The organism is Psychrobacillus sp. FJAT-21963 (assembly GCF_001420585.1).
Taxonomy (GTDB): Bacteria; Bacillota; Bacilli; order Bacillales_A; family Planococcaceae; genus Psychrobacillus.
On the sequence record NZ_LJIY01000009.1, the window covers coordinates 160,604 to 178,965 of the forward strand.

Consider the following 18,362-nt stretch of genomic DNA (forward strand, 5'->3'; position numbering starts at 1 on the left):
ATTCCGTTACTTAAAAACTATAATTTTCTAGAAAATTGTCGATCTCTTTGCGAGATACCCGTTTTATGCCCTCTACCTGCGACACTTTTAGTCCCATTCTTTGGAATTTTACAAATGAATTATAGGATACGCCAGCATACTTGGCACCGTTGGCGAGTGTCATCCATTCGCTAATTAGTACTGGATGTTTCGGTGATTGGGACGCTTGGTTTGCAAAACTCATAATCAATTCTTCAATTTTGTTTAAACTTTCGATAATTTCATAATCTCTGTTCATTTAAAAATTCTCCTTTGTTTATTATTGGATTTGCTGAAAAACTTATGGTATGCCCTCGTAACCAAATTGGTATTACATTAAGGCATAAGATTAGCAACTTGAATTCTATAATAATAGAATACAAGCTCCAGAAGAGCGAAAAATGGTCGTACCATAATTGACCCCAAATCTCGCAAGTTGCCTAATTCCAAATATGAATAGAACGTAAGCACCGAAAGTGAGAAAAATGGTCGTACCCTGTTTGACCCCAATTCTCGCAAGTTGCCTAATTCAAATATTAATAGAATGTAAGCCTCGAAAATGAGAAAAATGGTCGTACCCTGTTTGACCCCAAATCTCGCAAGTTGCCTAATTCAAATATTAATAGAATGTAAGCCTCGAAAATGAGAAAAATGGTCGTACCCTGTTTGACCCCAATTCTCGCAAGTTGCCTAATTCAAATATTAATGGAACGTAAGCACCGAAAGTGAGAAAAATGGTCGTACCCTGTTTGACCCCAATTCTTGTAAGTTGCCTAATTCAAATATTAATAGAATGTAAGCCTCGAAAATGAGAAAAATGGTCGTACCCTGTTTGACCCCAATTCTCGCAAGTTGCCTAATTCAAATATTAATGGAACGTAAGCACCGATAGTGAGAAAAATGGTCGTACCCTGTTTGACCCTAAACCTCGCAAACTTGGCATAATCACCTAATAGAACGCAAGCCTAAGAAGCCCGAAAATGGCCAAACCATATATGAAAATTTGCTTAACAGCAGTATACAAAAAAGCAGCTTCTAATATAGAAGAGCTGCTTTTTTGCTTGTTATTAGATTAACTATCTAGAGATTTTATTATTTGTAGAATGTCTGTATCTGATAGATCTAACGCATAGCATATTCTTTTGAATGTTATTATTCCGGGATTGATGTGTGCATTATTTTCAATACGTGACAATAAAGGTACTGTCACACCACCTGTGGCAATTGCTAAATCGCTCAGTGATATTCCCTTCCTTTTTCTTGCATTTTTTAACTTTTCCCCAAGATATTCTTTTCTACTGTTTTCCTCATTTTCTTTCGACATTCCTACTACTCCTTCCAAATTGCAATTTTAATCGCTCCTATTTTATTGAACAACAATATATTCTAAGCAATATTTCTAATAAAAATTCCAAACTTCTAAATAGTTTGAATATTACGAGAAGCTTACAAGATGCTCTATTATACCTCTGGTCAAAAGCTCAATGTTCTAGAAGTTATTTCTATTTTCACCCTCACTCACCCTCATTCTTGTTGAATTGAATTATTCTCTTAAAATCCGTATATCATGAATTAGTTACGTTTCTATTAAGTCTCATGGTTAAGAAATAAATATAGCTCTAATTAAGACGAGTTTTATAGCTGGAACAGTTGATACCACAAGGGAAACTGACTTTTATACACATGAAATTAGGAGGGAAAAACGATGATACATACAGCACATTTATCAATTGATTTAACTAAAGAACATATAGTTTATAAAGGTAACGCTCATGGTCACAAATCCTTTAATCAAATTGTAAGAGATAACAAATTAGTTGGCATTCAAGCTAGACAGTACACAGCACATGGGGTTTCTAAATGCAGTATTATTATTGATGTAACCAAAATATTAAATAGAGGCAATATAGTAGAAGCAGATTATTGGCGAATTGAACGTTTTGTAAAGTTAGCTTTAAGTAATGTTTATGGGGATGAAAGACTTTATGACGATCACAATTTAGTTAGAATCGATTATAGGGTGGACAAAAAAGTCCCTTTAGCTAGTGAAAGAGAAATATATTTGCATCTATATAGTAAAACAAAAGGAAGCTTTAAACGTTTAAGAAAACAGAATAAATACAAGACTACCATCTATCATGCCTGTGGGAGCATCCATACAATTATTTACGACAAAAATGAACATTGTAAATCTCAAAATAGAGAGCCATACGAGTGGGAACGAGACATTATGAGGTTCGAAGTTTGTTTGAAAAATACGCATATTTACAATAAATTGAAGGGGACCGGAGAGGTAAAATGTCTATACTCGTTTTTCAAACAGTCAATTTTCGAAGCATACGTTCAAAATTATATTTTGAAAATTTATCCAACAGGCGACTTCCATAGCTTTGATTTGGCTGAAGAATTGATCAGTTCAAGCAAATACTCCTTAACAATTAGACGACGATTAAAACACTTTTTGGCTAAAGTATCCAATGGAAACCTAGATACTCCCTTAAACAAATATTATGCTGACTTTATTAAAGAGGATGCGTACAATAATAGACTTCAAAATTTTGAAGCATTAAATATAAACCCAATTACCATTCCTCAAGTTTATAAGATTGCAAAATTGCCAAGTTTATTAAAAGACTTGACTTAGTAATGAATTTTACTGAGTATGTACGATTGATATTATGTTAAGACTGCTCCTATTAAACAAGAGGAGATGTTTAAATGAATAATAGTAATTACAGATCAACATTTCAAGATATACATCTAGTATTATCTGCTTAATGACTTCCTACGGCAAATGTTGTTCCAAAATAATATTTGTAAATAAAAATTTATACTATATAATTGGTCATACAGAAGTTCATGTGACTGTATGAACTGCCTGTACAATAGCATGGTTTCCTTTCGGGAAATCAGCATCAGCAAATTGAAAAAGTCACCCGAGCCGTGGAATCTCAAGGGTGGCTTTTTTATGCTCATTAGCCAAAGAAAATGATATATTGGGTGCCTGAGAAAAGCATTCCTTCAGCCACACGAAAATCTACTTATTCTTTTTGATTATCGTCCACTTAAAACACCTCGACTCTATTCTAATACAGTAACATCTACAATTTCATCCAATTGTATTACATATGATTTAAAAACATCTTCCATTTCAATAGTTCTTCCCTTTAAATCGACCCAGAAGATACTTCCAATTTGATAATTGAACTCTCCATTTTTCCATGTCTTAACTTCAACATCTACATTTCGTTTCATGGCAATTTGAATATTTTCTTGAATAATATCAAGATCCCACTCATCCAGCTCAGGTTTAGGTATTTTCTTTTGATTATCAACGTATTCACGAATAAGTTTCAAGTGCTCAGGGAGCATCATGGCTACCCACTTTTTATTTCCTCTATCTTTCACCTTGGATAAATCTAATTGATTGTCCATCATTTCATCGAAAAAGTCCATTTAGATCACCATGCTTTCTTTATGAATTACTGGAACGGATACGAATATACTTCCTATTTTAATAGTTCTTTTAGTACCTTTCAGACAACAATATGCCATTAAAGAACACTTTGAAATAATTGATACCTTTATTTTACTTTTACTCATTTCATTAATGCCTTTATGGAAATCATTTCAGCTATTTTTACATGTTCTAGTACTTTCAAAATATTTATACGTACAATCGTTCCCTCCTTGTACATCATTATAAGAACATTTGTTCTTTTTTGCAACAAGCAATAATATGGGTAGTCATAATTATTGATTAAAGAGAAAACAGACAATCGATTATTGGGCTTTACAGGAATGAAAGGAAATAGCGAGAATGTTAAGATTAAAAAACAGTTTTGGAATTAATTTTACAAAAAAAGAAGGATTACCCTTTTTTGCATTGAATATATTTATTTAAGAAGGGGGATATTTTATGTTTGATCTGAGAATGCCAATAGATTTAGAGCACATGGAAGTAGTTAATTTGATTGAAAGTCCTACAGTTGAGGGATTAGCAATATTATTTTTGGGTGAGAACTTAGAAGATAATGAAAACAATAAACCTACGATAAGAGTTTATCTATTAAAAAGAATTCAAGGAATATTTGAAATTGAAAAGGAGCTATATGCTTTTTCATTTTATAATGTAAATAAAGCATTAACGTTTGCGGATAACCTTCCTCAGATGTCAGCTTTAGAATTGCTAATCGACATGAATTCGGTAAATCAGGAAAATATTATTCACTAATAATGAATCCACCATCCAAAATTGGATAGGTGGATTTTCATATTACTATAGACTTATTCGTTTCCAAATTGTACTATAAAAGTAATTTGAAGAGGAGGAATACATAATGTTATCTAAATTCTTGAAGATTTTTTTATTATTATCTTTGCTACTTGGAGGGGCAACTTATAAAGTTGATAACGCAAATGCTGCAAGTATAGTAATGTGGGGTAAGACGGAATTAAAACTAGGGCAGATAGGGAAAGCAACTATTCTCGTAGACACTGTGCTTGTAAAACTCGAGAGTAATGGATCTCTAACTAATGTTCGAACGATGAAAAAGGGGGAAGAGTACCGAGTTTATAGTTTTAAGAGTAACCACGGAGGTCTATTTGGTGTAGGTGGAGGTAGTTTCGTTCAAAAAAACGAGAAGGTAAAATATGAAACACCTTCAAAATCAAAATTAGCTTTATTAAAAGAGCTTTCTGAAAATCCACAACCAGAAACACAACCAAATGTGAGTAGTGGATTAGAGATTATCCCGGGAGCACCTTCAGTTTTTAAAAATTGCACTGCCCTGAAAGAGCACTATCCAGATGGGGTTCAAAAAGGACATCCAGCATATGCAACTAAGCATGATAGAGATAAAGATGGCTGGGCTTGCGAACCTAGTTGGAGATAACAGTTCTGTGAAGATTATATTATCTAAGGGGAAAATATAAATGAAGAATAAGTGTTTAAAAATACTTTTTGTCGTTGTTTTACTATTTAGTGTCTTTTCAATTATTTCTCCTACAGTAAATGCAGATAATCAAAAGGTTATGTGGGGGAAAACGGAGTTAAAGAAAGGTCAAATCGGTAAAATCACTGTATTAAGCAATACTAGCCTGTTAGACAAGAATTCAAAAGTAGTTCGTACTCTTAAAAAGGGTGAAGAATATCGTATTTATACCTATAAAGGCACAAATGGTGGGTTATATGGACTGGGCGGAGGTCTTTTTGTAAAGAAAAGCTCTACATTAAAATATGAGACTCCTTCTAAAAGTAAACTTACCCTATTAAATATTGTAAACAAAACACCATTAGAAGTTCATTTCATTGATGTTGGCCAAGGTGATTCTATTTTAATAAAAACCGGAAACGGTAAAACCATGTTAGTAGATGGTGGTGAAAATGGCAATGACGTAGTTAGTTATCTATCTTCTGAAGGTATCAACAATCTAGACTATGTAGTTGCAACTCATCCAGACCAAGATCATATTGGCGGTTTGATTGATGTTTTGTCTTATTATAAAGTCGGGACATTTATTAATAGTGGTAAATCTCACACTACTCAAACTTATGCTGAATTATTAACATCGATAAGTGATAATAAAATAAATTATAAAGTTCCGAAGACTGGCGATAAAATATCACTTGAGGAAAATGTAGATATCACGGTTTTACACGCAAATGAAAATGCATCTGATAATAATGATGCTTCTATTGTAATAAAAGTGACATATGGTCAAGTATCCTTCATGTTAACTGGAGATGCAGATTCAGGAATTGAAGAGGAAATCTATAATAAATTTAATGTAGAAGCTACTGTACTAAAAGCAGGTCATCACGGCTCTGATACAAGTAGTTCGAAAGCTTTCATACAAAGGGTAAAACCAAAAGTTACGATATTAAGCTACGGAGGAGATAATAGTTATGGTCATCCTCATAGTGGGGTAGTTAATAATTTAAAATCTGTAAGTTCGAAGGTTTATGCAACTGCTGATTACTGCGATATCGTGGTAACTACTAATGGGTTCACCTATAATGTTTCAACTGGTTGCAAACCAGTTTTACAAGAAGAAACAAAACCTGTGGTAATTCCAGCACCGAAGCCGACCCCGACACCAGTACAAACCGGATTTAAAAACTGTACTGAGTTAAAAAAGGTTTATCCAAACGGTGTATCTAGCGACCATCCAGCATATTTACCGAAATTCGACAGAGATAAAGACGGTTGGGGTTGTGAGTGATTCTTCTTTTATCTAATTAAAAGTTTATAGCCCTCACCCTATGAAGGTGGGGCTTATTTTCTTTCATATTCCTTTAATAATTTACGTAATTCATCTCTAGTTTGAACAGTTACATCTATATTATATTTACTCGCTTTCATTAACTGATGTTTATTCGGTAGATGATTAAAATCTTCGTATATTGCTCGGAATCTATAAGCTCCTCTTTCTACAGCAATTCTTATTGCATCTTCTTTATCTTTTGCTTCTATATATATACGTCTCATTCTTCTAGTGTCTTTCCAGTAACATTTAACTGAAAATATTCGAATCATAAATAAAACTCCAAACTTCTTTTGATTATAATTATAGCTTAAAAAATCCACCTAAGTGACCGATGTGTGACTAAAGAAGGAAAAAAAAGATAAAGAGGTGAAAATGGAATCACCACTAGTTGTAGTTGCTCAGGTGACAGATTTTCAAACTCGATTAATTTCTTTTTACTTGTTTCCATCAAGTAAACACTCCTTTTGAATTCAGAAAATCCCTATTGAAATTGTGGTTTAAAAAATAAATATTTGTAGGCAACAGTGGGAAACAGGAATCATTTCGTTTATAGAGAATAATTAGTAAAAAGGAGGATTTTTTCATGAATAATAGAGATGCATTTTTTTTACCTTTTGAAGATTTAAAAAAAGAAATTGTGAAGTTGGACGAATACCTTTCTGATTTAAAAGAGTATGAGAGAATTGTTGAAGAGGCTCAGGTTAATACGGTGCAGCAAATCGTCTTGAAAGAATTTGCTTATTTGCAGGATACGTCAAAAGTAGCTGCGAAAATGAATGACAATGGATTTACCATCGATGCTAATCCTTTTTCTGCCGCGGACATTGTTCGATTTATTAAAAGTGATGGAGATGATTTATTACATCGTGTCATTCGTCTGAATTATTGGGAAAGTTCATTACCGAAACTTCGTATGTCAGCACTATTTCCTGAAGAGCGTCCAGATTTTATAAAATGGTAACTAGATTTAAGTACAAATAATGAGCTGCATAGTCGGCTCTTTTTTCTTGTTCAACTAATGCAGCAGGTCAGCACAATAATACAACAAAATTTTCAGCGGATTTTTCAAGGTGATTAGAAGAAGACTCTCTAACTTGTGATTTAAATACTAACTGTATGAGTATTGCTGGTGTTCTAAGTTATGTTCATAACAATATTTGAGAAACCATGGTCAAACAGTATAGAACATATTTTGCCGTTTTGAATAAAAATCGGCTATATAATTTAGATAGATAACAAAAAAATAAAAATAATAGGAGGATTTTAGATGAAATTGAAAGGAATTGAATCAGCAGTACGTCATTTTAATTGGACAGAACATGCAAGTGAAGATGACAAAGTTTGGACAGATACTTTCGGCGGCTGCAGTGAGAATGTATATCATAATGATATGGGGGAGTTTACATGTTAGAAGTAAAAGTCGATATTCTTGGCGTTACACACTTAGTAGACAAATATAATGCAAAAGGGCTAATTACTCACTTTAAAGATGTTCTTGAAAACCTTGATAAACCGTTTGTTTTTGGAGATGGATTAAGTATATATTTGACTACTAAATATTACGGGAATCGGGTTTGTGGGGTGGATTCTTACTTATATTCCTTATCTAATGGAGATTATTCTTTATCAGAAATCGCTGACAAAGATGTAGAAAGGAATTGGAGATTAACTTTGAAACCTCATATACAAGAAATCGTTAGAAATAAATTTACTGAAATTTTGGGACTTCTTGAAGATACTATGGAGAATATTCTTGAACACAATAACAAGGAAGAAGCTGAACGTAAGGAAAGGAAGAATAAATACCGCATTGGAAAAGTTTATCATCAACAAATGCCTAAAGGTGGAGAAGAAGGGATAGACGGCTATTTTGATGCGGAAATTATAAACAATACCACAGGTGAGTCTACACGATTTATTGGACGAGATGTGTTTGATGTAGGAACATGGTCATTACCCTATAGATTGAATGGTAGTGAAGAACAATTTGATCATGTTAATTATACAGAAGAAGAAAAAGCTGGTGGAAAATGGCTTTCTGAATTTGGTCCATTCGCTTCAAGAATAAGAATGTAAGATGGAAAATGGAAATCTTGAATCTATCAAACATGCCTGTAAAGTAAATAGTAGTTATTCATAGGAAGGATAGGAGGGGTAAGATGAAAAAGGATGGTAAACTGAACCTCCCGATTGTCAGGAAGATTACGAAAATGCCAAGGCAATCGTGGTTGAGCATAAGAAACCAAGAGATATTAAGAAAAATAGAAAAATGGAAAAGGAGGTTCGGTTAACGATAATGCATTCTCGCTGTTTCTCCCACTCTCTTAATTTAGCGATTCAATTTTGATGCTTCAAATGATTACGGCTTAAATAATGAGAATGGCATTTATTTTATAAATGTCAAATTATTAATTATATCAAAATCTGATTAGGAATAAGAACAATAAGAACAAAAATTTGTATTGAGAAAATCAAAAAGAAATATTACCTCTAAGTATTGTTAATCTTGATACCAAAGCTTATCAAAATGATATCGTGCTGTTCCTGTAACTTTTTTTCAAAAAAATGATAATTTATGCTGCAATACTTTCAGGTTAACTGTTGCATAGGTTAGCAATAAATATTATGATGTCAATAACGAAGCAACAGATACTGTAATGCCATTGATTATTGGTTACGACGTTTTAAAAAAAAACGTATGTGTTACCTATAGTCAATGGCATTTTTTATTGTCTAAAAAAGGAGAGTAATTATGGAAATTAATACGAAATATAGTTTGATTCAATATCAACAGACGACTGTAAATTACGGCTTTACAATTGTTATAAAGTTTCCTAGTGCTGACGAGAATGTATATAGTTATTTAGAGAGTCAGTTAAGATTGAAGTAGGTAGAGCAACACGAAATCAATTTAAAAGTTCAAACATAGATGTTAAGGATATCTGTTTTGTATATTATATTACCGAAATTGTTAAACCATAAATTATGATACCTGCATAAGTAGAGGAGATTGGTTAATGATCATTGTTTTAAGTGAATCCGAAAAAAAAGAGTTTATTGGAAAGATTCCTGAAATAACAGCAAAAGTTTTTGAAGACGAAAATGAAGGAATTTTGTTTTCTAAAGTCTTGGTAATCTTTCTAGATAAAACGGTTAATAGAGTGATTTTACAAAGGGAATTATATTGGTCAACTGAGGTTGAAGAATTGAAAGAAAATTTTTCAAAATGTCTATATATAATGGCTACACTTGCAACAGAAGAAAGCTCTTCCACCTAATTCTTGTATTAATTTTAATAATGAGGCATGAAGCTACAATACTTCTATTATATAAAACAACAATAAAAAATAATAAACTTGAGAGGGATTTAAATTGACACTATATCCTCATCATATACGAAAAAAAATTGGAAAGAACATAATATCTTTTATTCGTTTAAAAGGGTACACGATAACATCGCTATCAAGATTAACTGGCATATCTGCATCTACTTTGCATTGTATAGTAGCAGGCGAAATGTCTAAGCACGAAATCTATCATAATAATATGGTGAAAATAACAGAATCTCTAAATTTACCATTAAACTTTTTTTTAGAACCACTATCAATGGAAAAAGAAAGATGGCAAATATCAACAACTAAATATATATTAACATCGTCCTCATCAACTAGGAGAAGTGAATTAGCACAGACCCTATTGGACGATTTAGATGAGTTGCTTATCATTGCTGCATTCTATATAAAGTAGGTACGTTATCACATTTATACCACTTAATCGTGTCCATTTGTATTCACAATAAGTTTGCTAATAAGAGTACGCTCAAAATAACAAGCTTTAATTGACCAAGTAGATAATCACGTTTATCTACTTGATCAATTAATAGGTACTGGCTGCTCAACCCAAACGAACGATTAATCTAAAGACTTCCGAACCTTGTATTTTTCAAATGGATTCACTATGCAAAGGATGGTGCAGATTGTTGTACTGAATGTTTTTCAAACACATCTCCCCACAAATTACTTTCGTATGCAGTAAAAGTTACACAACAATTGCATAACAAATCACCACTACTTCTTCACAAGTTATCACGTACTTATTCACAAATTATTATTTTGAACTAACTTTTATAAAAGTTACACAACTATTACACAACATGTCCTCAACAATAAGAGAATGTATACCTAACCTATCCACACGTTTTCAACCACTAGTTTTTCTCAAATTGTTTCTAACCATACTAAGGGATGAAGCAACCGGCTCGCGATAAGGGCAAAGAACAAAGGACCGCAGTTCAAGTAAGGAGCTGATCTCCATAGCTTTTCCCACTAACTCCTCTATTTTTACCTGAGAAGAAACAAAGTGAGTACTGTATCTTGAAGCACTTTTAACTAGGAAACTCCATACAAAGTATTGAATTGAGGGAAAAGTACCGAAGCAAATAGCTAATAACGACTAAAAAAGCATAGGAAAGACGAAAAATATAGACAAAATGGTCGGAGTTGAATGTATAAATATTTGAGAAAAATCATGACAGGGAGGAGCCATACCTGTCTTACAATCAAGAAGCTGGTGGAGGAGGTACCATTATATTGCCTCCAAATTCAGGGGATACAGCAGTTGGGCTTAAAATCATTGAAACATTAAAAACATCAACACTAATCATTGTAGAAGACAAGTACAAAATGGATAAATGGAAACAAGTTATTTCGGAAAACACGAATCTGTCAGAGCAAAACATTTCTGTTTTTGAACATAAGAATAGGGAACTTAAAGCGATTACAATAGGAACGTACGAAGTTGTTTGTAATTATATAGGTGAATTACATGGATTCGGATTAGTCATTTATGATGATGCTCATAAATTACCAACCAGAAAACATGAGAATACAGTTGACATAAAATCAAGAAACAAACTTGCATTAGCAGCTACACTTGCTAGATCAGAAGATAATGGCAACCTTGTTTTTACATTTGTTGGTCCAAAGTGGTTTGAAATCTTACATCGAACTTTGGTTTATAAAGGATATCAAATACCTGTTACATGTGTTGAAATAAAGGTACCATTGCAAAATGATGAATGGATAGATTATTTAAGAAGAGATCAGAGCAAAAAGGTAAATGCTGCAACCTTTAATTCAAACAAATACGAAGCTTTAATGGTTTTACTAAAAAAAGAAGTGACAAAGAGAATGCTTATCGTTTCTTTTCATCGAGAAGTGATAACAAAGTTTAAAAGTATTTTAAAAATAGATACACTTAGCAGCGATTTGAATGAAGAAAACCGACAAATGTTAATAGATTCATTCAATAAGGGTGAGATTGATAAATTACTAACAGCATCTAAACTTATTGAACATATGTCCCTTTTAAATGTTGAAGTAATGATAGCACTGTCACACCAAGAAGGTTCAGAAAGAGAAGAGTACCTTCGTCTTGGAAAACTACTTCCAAAAGAGGAGATGAAGGATAGGGCAATCTTATATTCAATGGTTTCATCAAACACAGAAGAAGAAAGATTCTACTCAAAGAGAAGAAGAAAACTTATAAACTATGGTTTCAGATATAAAATCTTAACGTATGAAGAGCTGTTGGATCGGGGGGAGTTTATTGAATCATATTGATTTATTAGTGAAATTGAAATCAGAAGAATTAAATCAGATTTTAGATACATTGAAAATTGATAACTTTGACTTTCAAGATTTATGGAAAGCAAAACTGATAGCCGAAGAGTATACTAGTGACCGTAAATTTCAAAGAGTGATACAGGAAATTGACAATCAAACAATTACTGATCTCCTTTTTTATGTAAATGTGGATAAGCCTTTAAAAGAAGAACAGGTAAAAATTCTTTCTAATTATGGGATAATAGTTAATAAGATTTTACCAAGCTATCTAAAAGAGAGTCTTCAAAATTGGTCAAGAAGCTATTTTGTAAAAGAATTCCCAGATAAAAAGGAGTCGGTACAACATACTCAATTTTTAAAAATGGTATTTGTCTTAGGCTATTTCGAGCGTCGTATTGAAATAAAGTTAAACTGGAATAGGAAGAAAGATAAGAATGTTCGTATTGCTTCAGAAGAAACCCGGGTGATTAAAGAAGATTTTAAAAAACTGATAGGATATCTTGTGGATTGTGGAATTGTAAATAAATCAAACCATGTGTACAGATTAAATCATCAAGTGTATAGAAAATGGCGGCAAGAGTCCATCTATACAAACCTTTTCAATTTTTACACAGATGTTGCAGATCAAAGAGTATTTGAATTAATGAGTAAAATATCAAGGTATCAACGGGAGGCCCATGAATGGGTGGATACGAGTATTATTATAGATACTTCTATAGAATACGATCTTACAAAACAATTAGGATTAATTTATGTACATAAGGAAAATGGTAGATCATTTGTACAATTATCACCTGAAGGGTGGTACCTTATAAAAAAGGAGTTCCATCCTTTGTGGAATGAAAAATTGTTAATCATCTCAGCAGATTATGAAGTGTTTATTCCCTTTTATTATGAGCCCTTTATTTTATTTGATCTTCTGCCGTTTTGCGAAATAGAAGACTCTAATTATTTTATTGTATTAAGGATTAGTAATGTGGAAGAAAAAAGAAAAAGTGATGACCTTGTATTCTTTTATGAAACAATAAAATCCAGAGCCTCACATATACCAGATGTTGTTAAATATGATTATGAGGTTTTATTCCATCATGAAAGTTTTGAAGGAAGTGTTTAGTGATATAGAGGAGTTTATCGATCGCAATCCCAATCGTAAATCTAACTATCTGGGGGATTGTTTTTGTTTTCGAGCATATTTGACTTATAATAAATCAGCTAAAGAAATGGGTACTTTTCGATATATTGTTAAGGGTTAACTTAAACTATTCAACAAGACAAACTTTTTGAGGACCTATTTTATGGTTAATACATCAAGTTGTAGTATTTCCTAACCGGAATACTGTCGTCTGAAAGACATTTTTATATTTTAACTGGATACTAATATATGCCGTACCTTAAAGGACAACCAAAGAGAATCCGATGGTATATTTCACTATGTTGTAGGGTCACTCTATAGATTTGTTCGATTAACATATGTGTTGGGCAAGAACGCAGATAAATAAGTTGGTTTATAAAGTGGTACAATACAGTCGGTGAAAAATTGAATTAATTTGTTTAAAAAAGATAATTAAGGAGAAATCCTCAATTATCTTTTTTTATTTGATATAACTATATTATCGAAAAAATCATAGTCAAACAGCATAGAACAAATTTTGTCGTTTTGTATAAAAATCNCTAGATTCTCCATGATATGTTCATCATATTGATAAATAATTTTTACATTTTCATTCGAAACTTTTTCTGATATTGAGAAAATTTCTTTTATAACATCCTTATTGGAGATTCTATCTATATCCTCGTATATGACTATGATTTTTTTATCTAATTTCTTTAGCTCTTTTTGAAACTCATGTAATACTTCTGATTTTGAATCACTATTGGTAAATATTAGGTTGGTTAGATCTTGTATCTTAGAAATGAACGATGATGACGCAATGTTATTTTTCATTTTATTCGCATACTTTGGTAGTATTTGATTTTTATACATCACTTCTTCAAAAGCCCTGATCAAAGTAGGCTGCATTTCGTTCAAATTACATGTCATTAAATCAATCTCAATAAATTCATATTGATCTTTAATTTTCTCTTTAAGAGCATTTATAATAAATGATTTTCCAGTGCCCCATCTTCCATTCAAACCAATAATTTGGAAGCTCTCTACGTAACTCAATAATGAGGTTAAGTCTTTCTCTCTTTTATTGATTAAGATTGATTTGGTATTTGGTTTATTTGGCCCAGTTAATAGACTCATTAAATGAATATAGCCTGTCACTATCATTACTACGAGCACAATTAAAAAACATAGTTCATCTATTCCGGATTGAGTAATACTTCCATTTTTAATGCGAGTATTTAGACAATAAACAATAAATATTGCTACATTTATTGTTAATAGAGAATTAAATAAGCTGTGATTTTTAGATAAAGAAAAATTAATAAAAATTAATATCCAAACAGTTAGGAATATTATTGTATAGTAAATCCAACTAGTTTCTATTGAGTTAAAAAATATGAATGATATTGCTATTGAAATTATAGCTTTGTTTATTATAGATTTCATAAAAGTCCCCCTAAATAGATAAATATACCATAAATTAGATATAGAGTATCTAATGTAATTCGTAGATACAATATTAATATTTGAGATCCTAGGTTTTACTTTTTTGATAGCGGAAAATGTTAATGAAACCTGTATAACAAATAGCATCGCAATTCCTTTATAGCTTTAACAAATTGGAAAAAAGAGGAGTAGAACTCCCTATAGCTGTATGTTTGGAAAGAAACAAGCACACCAACAGGTTGAACAAGGAATGTACGAACAAAGAGCGGAGAAAAGGTCAATAAATCAAAGGATATGATAAAAAAAGCAAACACCAAAATATTGCAAAATGGAAAACCAAATGTATGAGTAGTCACAACTCTTGTTTGAGTTATAAAGAGAAAAGAAAAAGAGAAAAAATAATGGAGAATAAAAGACAGGAGGTTTTAGTAAGAGAGTATTTTACAGAAATAACTTTATCATCATGATATACATTCCATTTCTTGCTACTCGCAAAAACATCTGTCCAAACTTCATCTTGTTCATATCCAGCAACTATTACGTTAAAGAATAATTAGCTAAATAATGGATAATCATCAGTGTATATATAAGCTCCTCTTTCTACAGCAATTCTTATTGCATCTTCTTTATCTTTTGCTTCTATATATATACGTCTCATTCTTCTAGTGTCTTTCCAGTAACATTTAACTGAAAATATTCGAATCATAAATAAAACTCCAAACTTCTTTTGAATATAATTATAGCTTAAAAAAATCCACCTAAGTGACCGATGTGTGATCAAAGAAGGCAAAAAAGATAAAGAGTGAAAATGGAATCGAGAAAACAACCTGTAAAATAAACACAATGAATGTGGAGTAATCAGAAAGATGCCAAAACAAATGCTATTTTGTGTCGATATATAATTATATAGAAGTTTATTTCCAATAGGAATGAGGCAAATTATGTTTCTAAATTTTTTGTTAAAGAATAAAAAGAACAACAACTCTAATAAAAATATGAAACAAACTCCAAGCACTATAAAAAAGACACACTATGATGCAACAAGAATAAAGAATGAACAAATTGCAGTTAGAAAAGGCGAACTTGGAGAATACAAAATTGACATTCAACTAACCCAAATGCCAAAAGAGTATATGTACTTGAGTGATTTATTAGTTAAAAACCCTAAATCGTCAACGGGATACTCCCAAATAGACCACGTTATCATTACTCCTTATGGATTATTTGTAATCGAAACAAAGAATTATATGGGAACTATTTATGGGGGAAAAGAAAGAAAAACTTGGTTGATTAATGGCAAGTTTAAAATGATAAATCCATTAATGCAGAACTATGGTCACATTCAAGCACTTAAAAACCTTATTGATTTAAAATACCACCAATACTTTATTTCCATGGTATCGTTTACGAAAAGATGTACGTTTAAAATTGATGAAGAGTTACGAAAGATTAATTCCAGCGAATTGGTGGTCTATGATATTGAGTTAACTGAGTTTATTAATCGAAAAGTTGCCGTACTTAAATTACATCACAAAAATTTCGTTTTAATGAAGGATGATATTGTGAAGATTTATACTTCCTTTTTGAATTCCAATATTGAAGATGAATCAATTAGAAAGCAACATATAGATAGCATACAGAGAAAGCAGAACAACTATGATGAAAGAGTCATTGAAAATAAGTGTATAGTATGTCATGCACCTGTATCAGAAAAAGTAAAATCATTCTGCCTATCTAACAAGAAATTCCTAGGAAAAGTTTATTGCTATGAGCACCAAAAAATTCTATAAAATAGGAAGCTGTATTACAGCTTTCTAAAGAATAAAAGAACGATGTTACTAATTTGTTCAACTAACGAAGCAGGTTAGTTTTTAAAACTAATGGGACAGTTTTGTTTAACAAGAACTTTGAAGATAATTGTGGTAGAAATGAGATAAAATATTAATTATTTAGAGTACTCAAAATCACATTTTAAAAAGGTGAAAATATGATAAAAAGTGAACTTAAGTTTAAGGAAAATGAGTTTGTAAAATCATCGTATGAATTGCATAATATCAAGGGTAAACTAAATAAAACAAAACAAGAAGCGAAAATAGTGATTCCTTTTAATGATTTAAAGAAAGAGAACCTTACTTTGTCTGAGGATAAAAAGTATTACCTCTTATATATAAAGCCTAGCTTTAAAGATCCTGCCAATCCCGATATTACATATGAGTTAGATTTCAAACTTGCGATAAAAAGAGAAACTATTGATAAGGAAAAACTACCGATTGAGGAGATTGTTAGAAGGGCATTTATTGAAGGGGATAGGTTTCGTAGCAATTACAACCCAAATTATGATGGAAGACTAAGAGGTGTTTATTACGGAGGAACCTTTTAAAGCCTCCAATTCTGTTAAGGGAAGACCTGATTAGTGTCCGACAAGTTTATTGGGGGGATATTTTGAAAACTCGAAAATCGTTATTCGTTTTTGTTGTTTTATTTTTAATGGTCGCAGGTTGTTCAAATGAAATAGCGAATGAAGAACAAAAAATTGAAGTTCAAAAGCGTATTGACGATGAAAACGATTATGAAGATTTCAAAGAAATAACGAATAATGATGAAGTCCAAAAAGTGAAAGAGATAGTATTTGATATCGAATGGGAAAATGCAAAAGTACAGATGGAACATCCTGCTGATTATAGGTTTATATTTCAGTATAAAAATCCTAATATAGAAGCTAAAGCCGTGTCATATAAACTTTGGATAAGTCCTAATAATGATGTAGTCGAAATTGTAATGGAAGATGATGCATACGCTAAACTAAATAAGGAAAATTCAAGTATTATAATTGAAATTTTTACGGGTGAAAACTTACCAAACTAAATACGCCTTCTTCAACTAAAGGGTGCTTTACTTCAAGAAGGAGTAAAGCCTTTTTTTTATTGAACTAAAGGAGCAGTTTAGTTCAATAAGAAAATTGGAAGGAAGTGAATGTTGTGATTCGATTTGCAGAATAAGGAATTTTCATTAATCCAATACTTGCGATAATAATATGCGTAAATTTAGTTACTATTATGGAAAAAGTAAAAAATAATGAAGATACATCAATTAATACTATAATTGTTAGTTTATCGTTAGCCTATATTGTTTTAACTATTACAATACTTGCTAGCTCTTAATCAGGTCTTGTTGAAGAAGGAAAAAATGTTTGAGTATAGAATTCATTTATAGTAACATTCTTACATTTCTGAAATTAGAAATTGGGATGCACTTAATGACGGAGGTTTTTTTCAAAGTTCAAGACGTACTTGAAAATTACAAAACAGCAGTTTACGAAAAAGATGTTGAAAAATTCTTATCCATGTCTGCTTCCGAAATGCATATTTATGATTGCTGGGGGAAATGGAAGAGAATTGTACTTGAGAGTATTATTGATTAAGTAACAGTATCAAAGGAGGATATTATGGTGAAGTATAAATAAGATTATAATTAAAAATGAGGGCAATAAATTCAATTAAATATTCTTGAAAGTGTACAAAAAAACAAACAACTATCATAACCTGTTGTTTGTTTATTTTTGTACGATTAGCCTATATTTACTTTCCGCATCACTATTTCTAAATGTTTGGAATTTAAATCTGGATTTTGTTTTAAGTACTGTATCAATTTGATTATCTGAACTCATGCTTATAGGATTTTTAATTTCTAAATAGAATAAATTACTAGTTTCTTTAGTTAATCTCATCTTATATGTTGCAATCAAATTCTTTTTATCATTTGAAAAAATGAAAAGTTGTTGATGTTTGCTGTTACTTAAACTATTAAATAATCCTCTAAAACTATTTTCGTTCTTTTTCTGGGACTTGATCGAGTGCTGAACGTAGTTTTCATTCTTCATGTTTTTAATATTT

22 protein-coding genes and 1 pseudogene are annotated in these 18,362 nt (G+C 31.4%); 16 read left to right on the forward strand and 7 right to left on the reverse strand.

Annotation, left to right across the window (positions count from 1 at the left end):
• Positions 1 to 10: 10 nt before the first annotated feature.
• Positions 11 to 277 (reverse strand): hypothetical protein, encoded by a 267-nt coding sequence (locus tag AN959_RS17390; RefSeq protein ID WP_056832629.1) that lies wholly within the window; start codon positions 275 to 277, stop codon positions 11 to 13.
• A gap of 813 nt (positions 278 to 1,090) precedes the next feature.
• On the reverse strand, positions 1,091 to 1,342 hold the full coding sequence (locus AN959_RS17395; RefSeq protein WP_056832630.1) for a helix-turn-helix domain-containing protein: 252 nt from the start codon (positions 1,340 to 1,342) through the stop codon (positions 1,091 to 1,093).
• 381 nt (positions 1,343 to 1,723) lie between these two features.
• On the opposite strand from AN959_RS17395, the gene AN959_RS17400 reads away from it, so the two are divergent.
• Positions 1,724 to 2,662 (forward strand): hypothetical protein, encoded by a 939-nt coding sequence (locus AN959_RS17400; RefSeq protein ID WP_056832632.1) that lies wholly within the window; start codon positions 1,724 to 1,726, stop codon positions 2,660 to 2,662.
• 437 nt (positions 2,663 to 3,099) lie between these two features.
• On the opposite strand, the gene AN959_RS17405 is transcribed toward AN959_RS17400, so the two are convergent.
• Positions 3,100 to 3,474: a YolD-like family protein gene (locus tag AN959_RS17405; protein WP_056832634.1), complete on the reverse strand. Its 375-nt coding sequence runs from the start codon at positions 3,472 to 3,474 to the stop codon at positions 3,100 to 3,102.
• A 463-nt stretch (positions 3,475 to 3,937) separates the two neighbouring features.
• On the opposite strand from AN959_RS17405, the gene AN959_RS17410 reads away from it, so the two are divergent.
• The 3 genes from AN959_RS17410 to AN959_RS21915 all read left to right on the forward strand — a co-directional run bounded on the left by AN959_RS17410 (position 3,938) and on the right by AN959_RS21915 (position 6,243).
• Positions 3,938 to 4,252, forward strand: coding sequence for a hypothetical protein (locus AN959_RS17410; protein WP_056832637.1), 315 nt, complete (start codon positions 3,938 to 3,940; stop codon positions 4,250 to 4,252).
• 106 nt (positions 4,253 to 4,358) lie between these two features.
• Entirely contained in the window at positions 4,359 to 4,913 is a 555-nt protein-coding gene (locus tag AN959_RS21970) for an excalibur calcium-binding domain-containing protein (protein ID WP_056832639.1), read from the forward strand.
• Positions 4,914 to 4,953: 40 nt separating this feature from the next.
• Positions 4,954 to 6,243, forward strand: a complete 1,290-nt coding sequence (locus AN959_RS21915; RefSeq protein WP_056832641.1) for an MBL fold metallo-hydrolase — start codon at positions 4,954 to 4,956, stop codon at positions 6,241 to 6,243.
• Between the two features lie 53 nt (positions 6,244 to 6,296).
• On the opposite strand, the gene AN959_RS17425 is transcribed toward AN959_RS21915, so the two are convergent.
• Positions 6,297 to 6,557, reverse strand: a complete 261-nt coding sequence (locus AN959_RS17425; RefSeq protein WP_056832643.1) for a hypothetical protein — start codon at positions 6,555 to 6,557, stop codon at positions 6,297 to 6,299.
• Between the two features lie 314 nt (positions 6,558 to 6,871).
• On the opposite strand from AN959_RS17425, the gene AN959_RS17430 reads away from it, so the two are divergent.
• From AN959_RS17430 to AN959_RS17455, 8 genes are all read left to right on the forward strand, one after another.
• A complete protein-coding gene (locus AN959_RS17430; RefSeq protein WP_056832645.1) occupies positions 6,872 to 7,249 on the forward strand; it encodes a hypothetical protein in 378 nt (125 codons plus the stop codon).
• 306 nt (positions 7,250 to 7,555) lie between these two features.
• Entirely contained in the window at positions 7,556 to 7,699 is a 144-nt protein-coding gene (locus tag AN959_RS21145; protein WP_156350824.1) for a hypothetical protein, read from the forward strand.
• Positions 7,693 to 8,364, forward strand: coding sequence for a hypothetical protein (locus tag AN959_RS17435; RefSeq protein ID WP_056832647.1), 672 nt, complete (start codon positions 7,693 to 7,695; stop codon positions 8,362 to 8,364). The genes AN959_RS21145 and AN959_RS17435 overlap by 7 nt, the downstream gene beginning before the upstream one ends.
• A gap of 676 nt (positions 8,365 to 9,040) precedes the next feature.
• Positions 9,041 to 9,178 (forward strand): hypothetical protein, encoded by a 138-nt coding sequence (locus tag AN959_RS21150; RefSeq protein ID WP_156350825.1) that lies wholly within the window; start codon positions 9,041 to 9,043, stop codon positions 9,176 to 9,178.
• Between the two features lie 127 nt (positions 9,179 to 9,305).
• The gene (locus tag AN959_RS17440) at positions 9,306 to 9,566 is read left to right on the forward strand and encodes a hypothetical protein (RefSeq protein WP_056832649.1); all 261 of its coding nucleotides are present in this window, start codon (positions 9,306 to 9,308) and stop codon (positions 9,564 to 9,566) included.
• A gap of 94 nt (positions 9,567 to 9,660) precedes the next feature.
• On the forward strand, positions 9,661 to 10,035 hold the full coding sequence (locus AN959_RS17445; RefSeq protein WP_056832651.1) for a helix-turn-helix domain-containing protein: 375 nt from the start codon (positions 9,661 to 9,663) through the stop codon (positions 10,033 to 10,035).
• An 842-nt stretch (positions 10,036 to 10,877) separates the two neighbouring features.
• The gene (locus AN959_RS17450) at positions 10,878 to 11,909 is read left to right on the forward strand and encodes a helicase-related protein (RefSeq protein ID WP_056832652.1); all 1,032 of its coding nucleotides are present in this window, start codon (positions 10,878 to 10,880) and stop codon (positions 11,907 to 11,909) included.
• Positions 11,896 to 13,026: a hypothetical protein gene (locus tag AN959_RS17455; RefSeq protein ID WP_056832654.1), complete on the forward strand. Its 1,131-nt coding sequence runs from the start codon at positions 11,896 to 11,898 to the stop codon at positions 13,024 to 13,026. Before AN959_RS17450 ends, AN959_RS17455 begins: the two co-directional genes overlap by 14 nt.
• Before the next feature lie 468 nt (positions 13,027 to 13,494).
• Here the strand turns inward: AN959_RS17455 and AN959_RS22060 are convergent.
• Both AN959_RS22060 and AN959_RS22065 read right to left on the reverse strand, forming a co-directional pair.
• Positions 13,495 to 13,582, reverse strand: an 88-nt coding sequence (locus tag AN959_RS22060; RefSeq protein ID WP_371256578.1) for a hypothetical protein, incomplete at its 5' end; no start/stop codon positions are given.
• 1 nt (position 13,583) lies between these two features.
• Positions 13,584 to 14,616: pseudogene (locus tag AN959_RS22065) on the reverse strand (P-loop NTPase fold protein); the annotation flags it as partial.
• 794 nt (positions 14,617 to 15,410) lie between these two features.
• Here AN959_RS22065 and AN959_RS17465 point away from each other — a divergent pair.
• From AN959_RS17465 to AN959_RS17480, 4 genes are all read left to right on the forward strand, one after another.
• On the forward strand, positions 15,411 to 16,259 hold the full coding sequence (locus AN959_RS17465) for a nuclease-related domain-containing protein (RefSeq protein WP_082461078.1): 849 nt from the start codon (positions 15,411 to 15,413) through the stop codon (positions 16,257 to 16,259).
• 197 nt (positions 16,260 to 16,456) lie between these two features.
• Positions 16,457 to 16,849, forward strand: coding sequence for a hypothetical protein (locus tag AN959_RS17470; RefSeq protein WP_056832659.1), 393 nt, complete (start codon positions 16,457 to 16,459; stop codon positions 16,847 to 16,849).
• Between the two features lie 62 nt (positions 16,850 to 16,911).
• Positions 16,912 to 17,334, forward strand: a complete 423-nt coding sequence (locus AN959_RS17475; protein ID WP_371256575.1) for a hypothetical protein — start codon at positions 16,912 to 16,914, stop codon at positions 17,332 to 17,334.
• Positions 17,335 to 17,659: 325 nt separating this feature from the next.
• Complete coding sequence (locus AN959_RS17480) at positions 17,660 to 17,890, forward strand: hypothetical protein (protein WP_056832661.1); 231 nt, start codon at positions 17,660 to 17,662, stop codon at positions 17,888 to 17,890.
• A gap of 132 nt (positions 17,891 to 18,022) precedes the next feature.
• Here AN959_RS17480 and AN959_RS21570 read toward each other — a convergent pair.
• Positions 18,023 to 18,362, reverse strand: a 340-nt coding sequence (locus tag AN959_RS21570; protein ID WP_216598645.1) for a hypothetical protein, incomplete at its 5' end; no start/stop codon positions are given.

Coding starts and splice junctions, on each gene's coding strand:
- AN959_RS17430 (WP_056832645.1), top strand. CDS start 6,872: ATGAATAATAGAGATGCATTTTTTTTACCTTTTGAAGATTTAAAAAAA.
- AN959_RS17440 (WP_056832649.1), top strand. CDS start 9,306: ATGATCATTGTTTTAAGTGAATCCGAAAAAAAAGAGTTTATTGGAAAG.
- AN959_RS21970 (WP_056832639.1), top strand. CDS start 4,359: ATGTTATCTAAATTCTTGAAGATTTTTTTATTATTATCTTTGCTACTT.
- AN959_RS17395 (WP_056832630.1), bottom strand. CDS start 1,342: ATGTCGAAAGAAAATGAGGAAAACAGTAGAAAAGAATATCTTGGGGAA.
- AN959_RS17400 (WP_056832632.1), top strand. CDS start 1,724: ATGATACATACAGCACATTTATCAATTGATTTAACTAAAGAACATATA.
- AN959_RS17470 (WP_056832659.1), top strand. CDS start 16,457: ATGATAAAAAGTGAACTTAAGTTTAAGGAAAATGAGTTTGTAAAATCA.
- AN959_RS17425 (WP_056832643.1), bottom strand. CDS start 6,557: ATGATTCGAATATTTTCAGTTAAATGTTACTGGAAAGACACTAGAAGA.
- AN959_RS17410 (WP_056832637.1), top strand. CDS start 3,938: ATGTTTGATCTGAGAATGCCAATAGATTTAGAGCACATGGAAGTAGTT.
- AN959_RS17435 (WP_056832647.1), top strand. CDS start 7,693: ATGTTAGAAGTAAAAGTCGATATTCTTGGCGTTACACACTTAGTAGAC.
- AN959_RS17465 (WP_082461078.1), top strand. CDS start 15,411: ATGTTTCTAAATTTTTTGTTAAAGAATAAAAAGAACAACAACTCTAAT.
- AN959_RS21150 (WP_156350825.1), top strand. CDS start 9,041: ATGGAAATTAATACGAAATATAGTTTGATTCAATATCAACAGACGACT.
- AN959_RS21145 (WP_156350824.1), top strand. CDS start 7,556: ATGAAATTGAAAGGAATTGAATCAGCAGTACGTCATTTTAATTGGACA.
- AN959_RS21915 (WP_056832641.1), top strand. CDS start 4,954: ATGAAGAATAAGTGTTTAAAAATACTTTTTGTCGTTGTTTTACTATTT.
- AN959_RS17405 (WP_056832634.1), bottom strand. CDS start 3,474: ATGGACTTTTTCGATGAAATGATGGACAATCAATTAGATTTATCCAAG.
- AN959_RS17390 (WP_056832629.1), bottom strand. CDS start 277: ATGAACAGAGATTATGAAATTATCGAAAGTTTAAACAAAATTGAAGAA.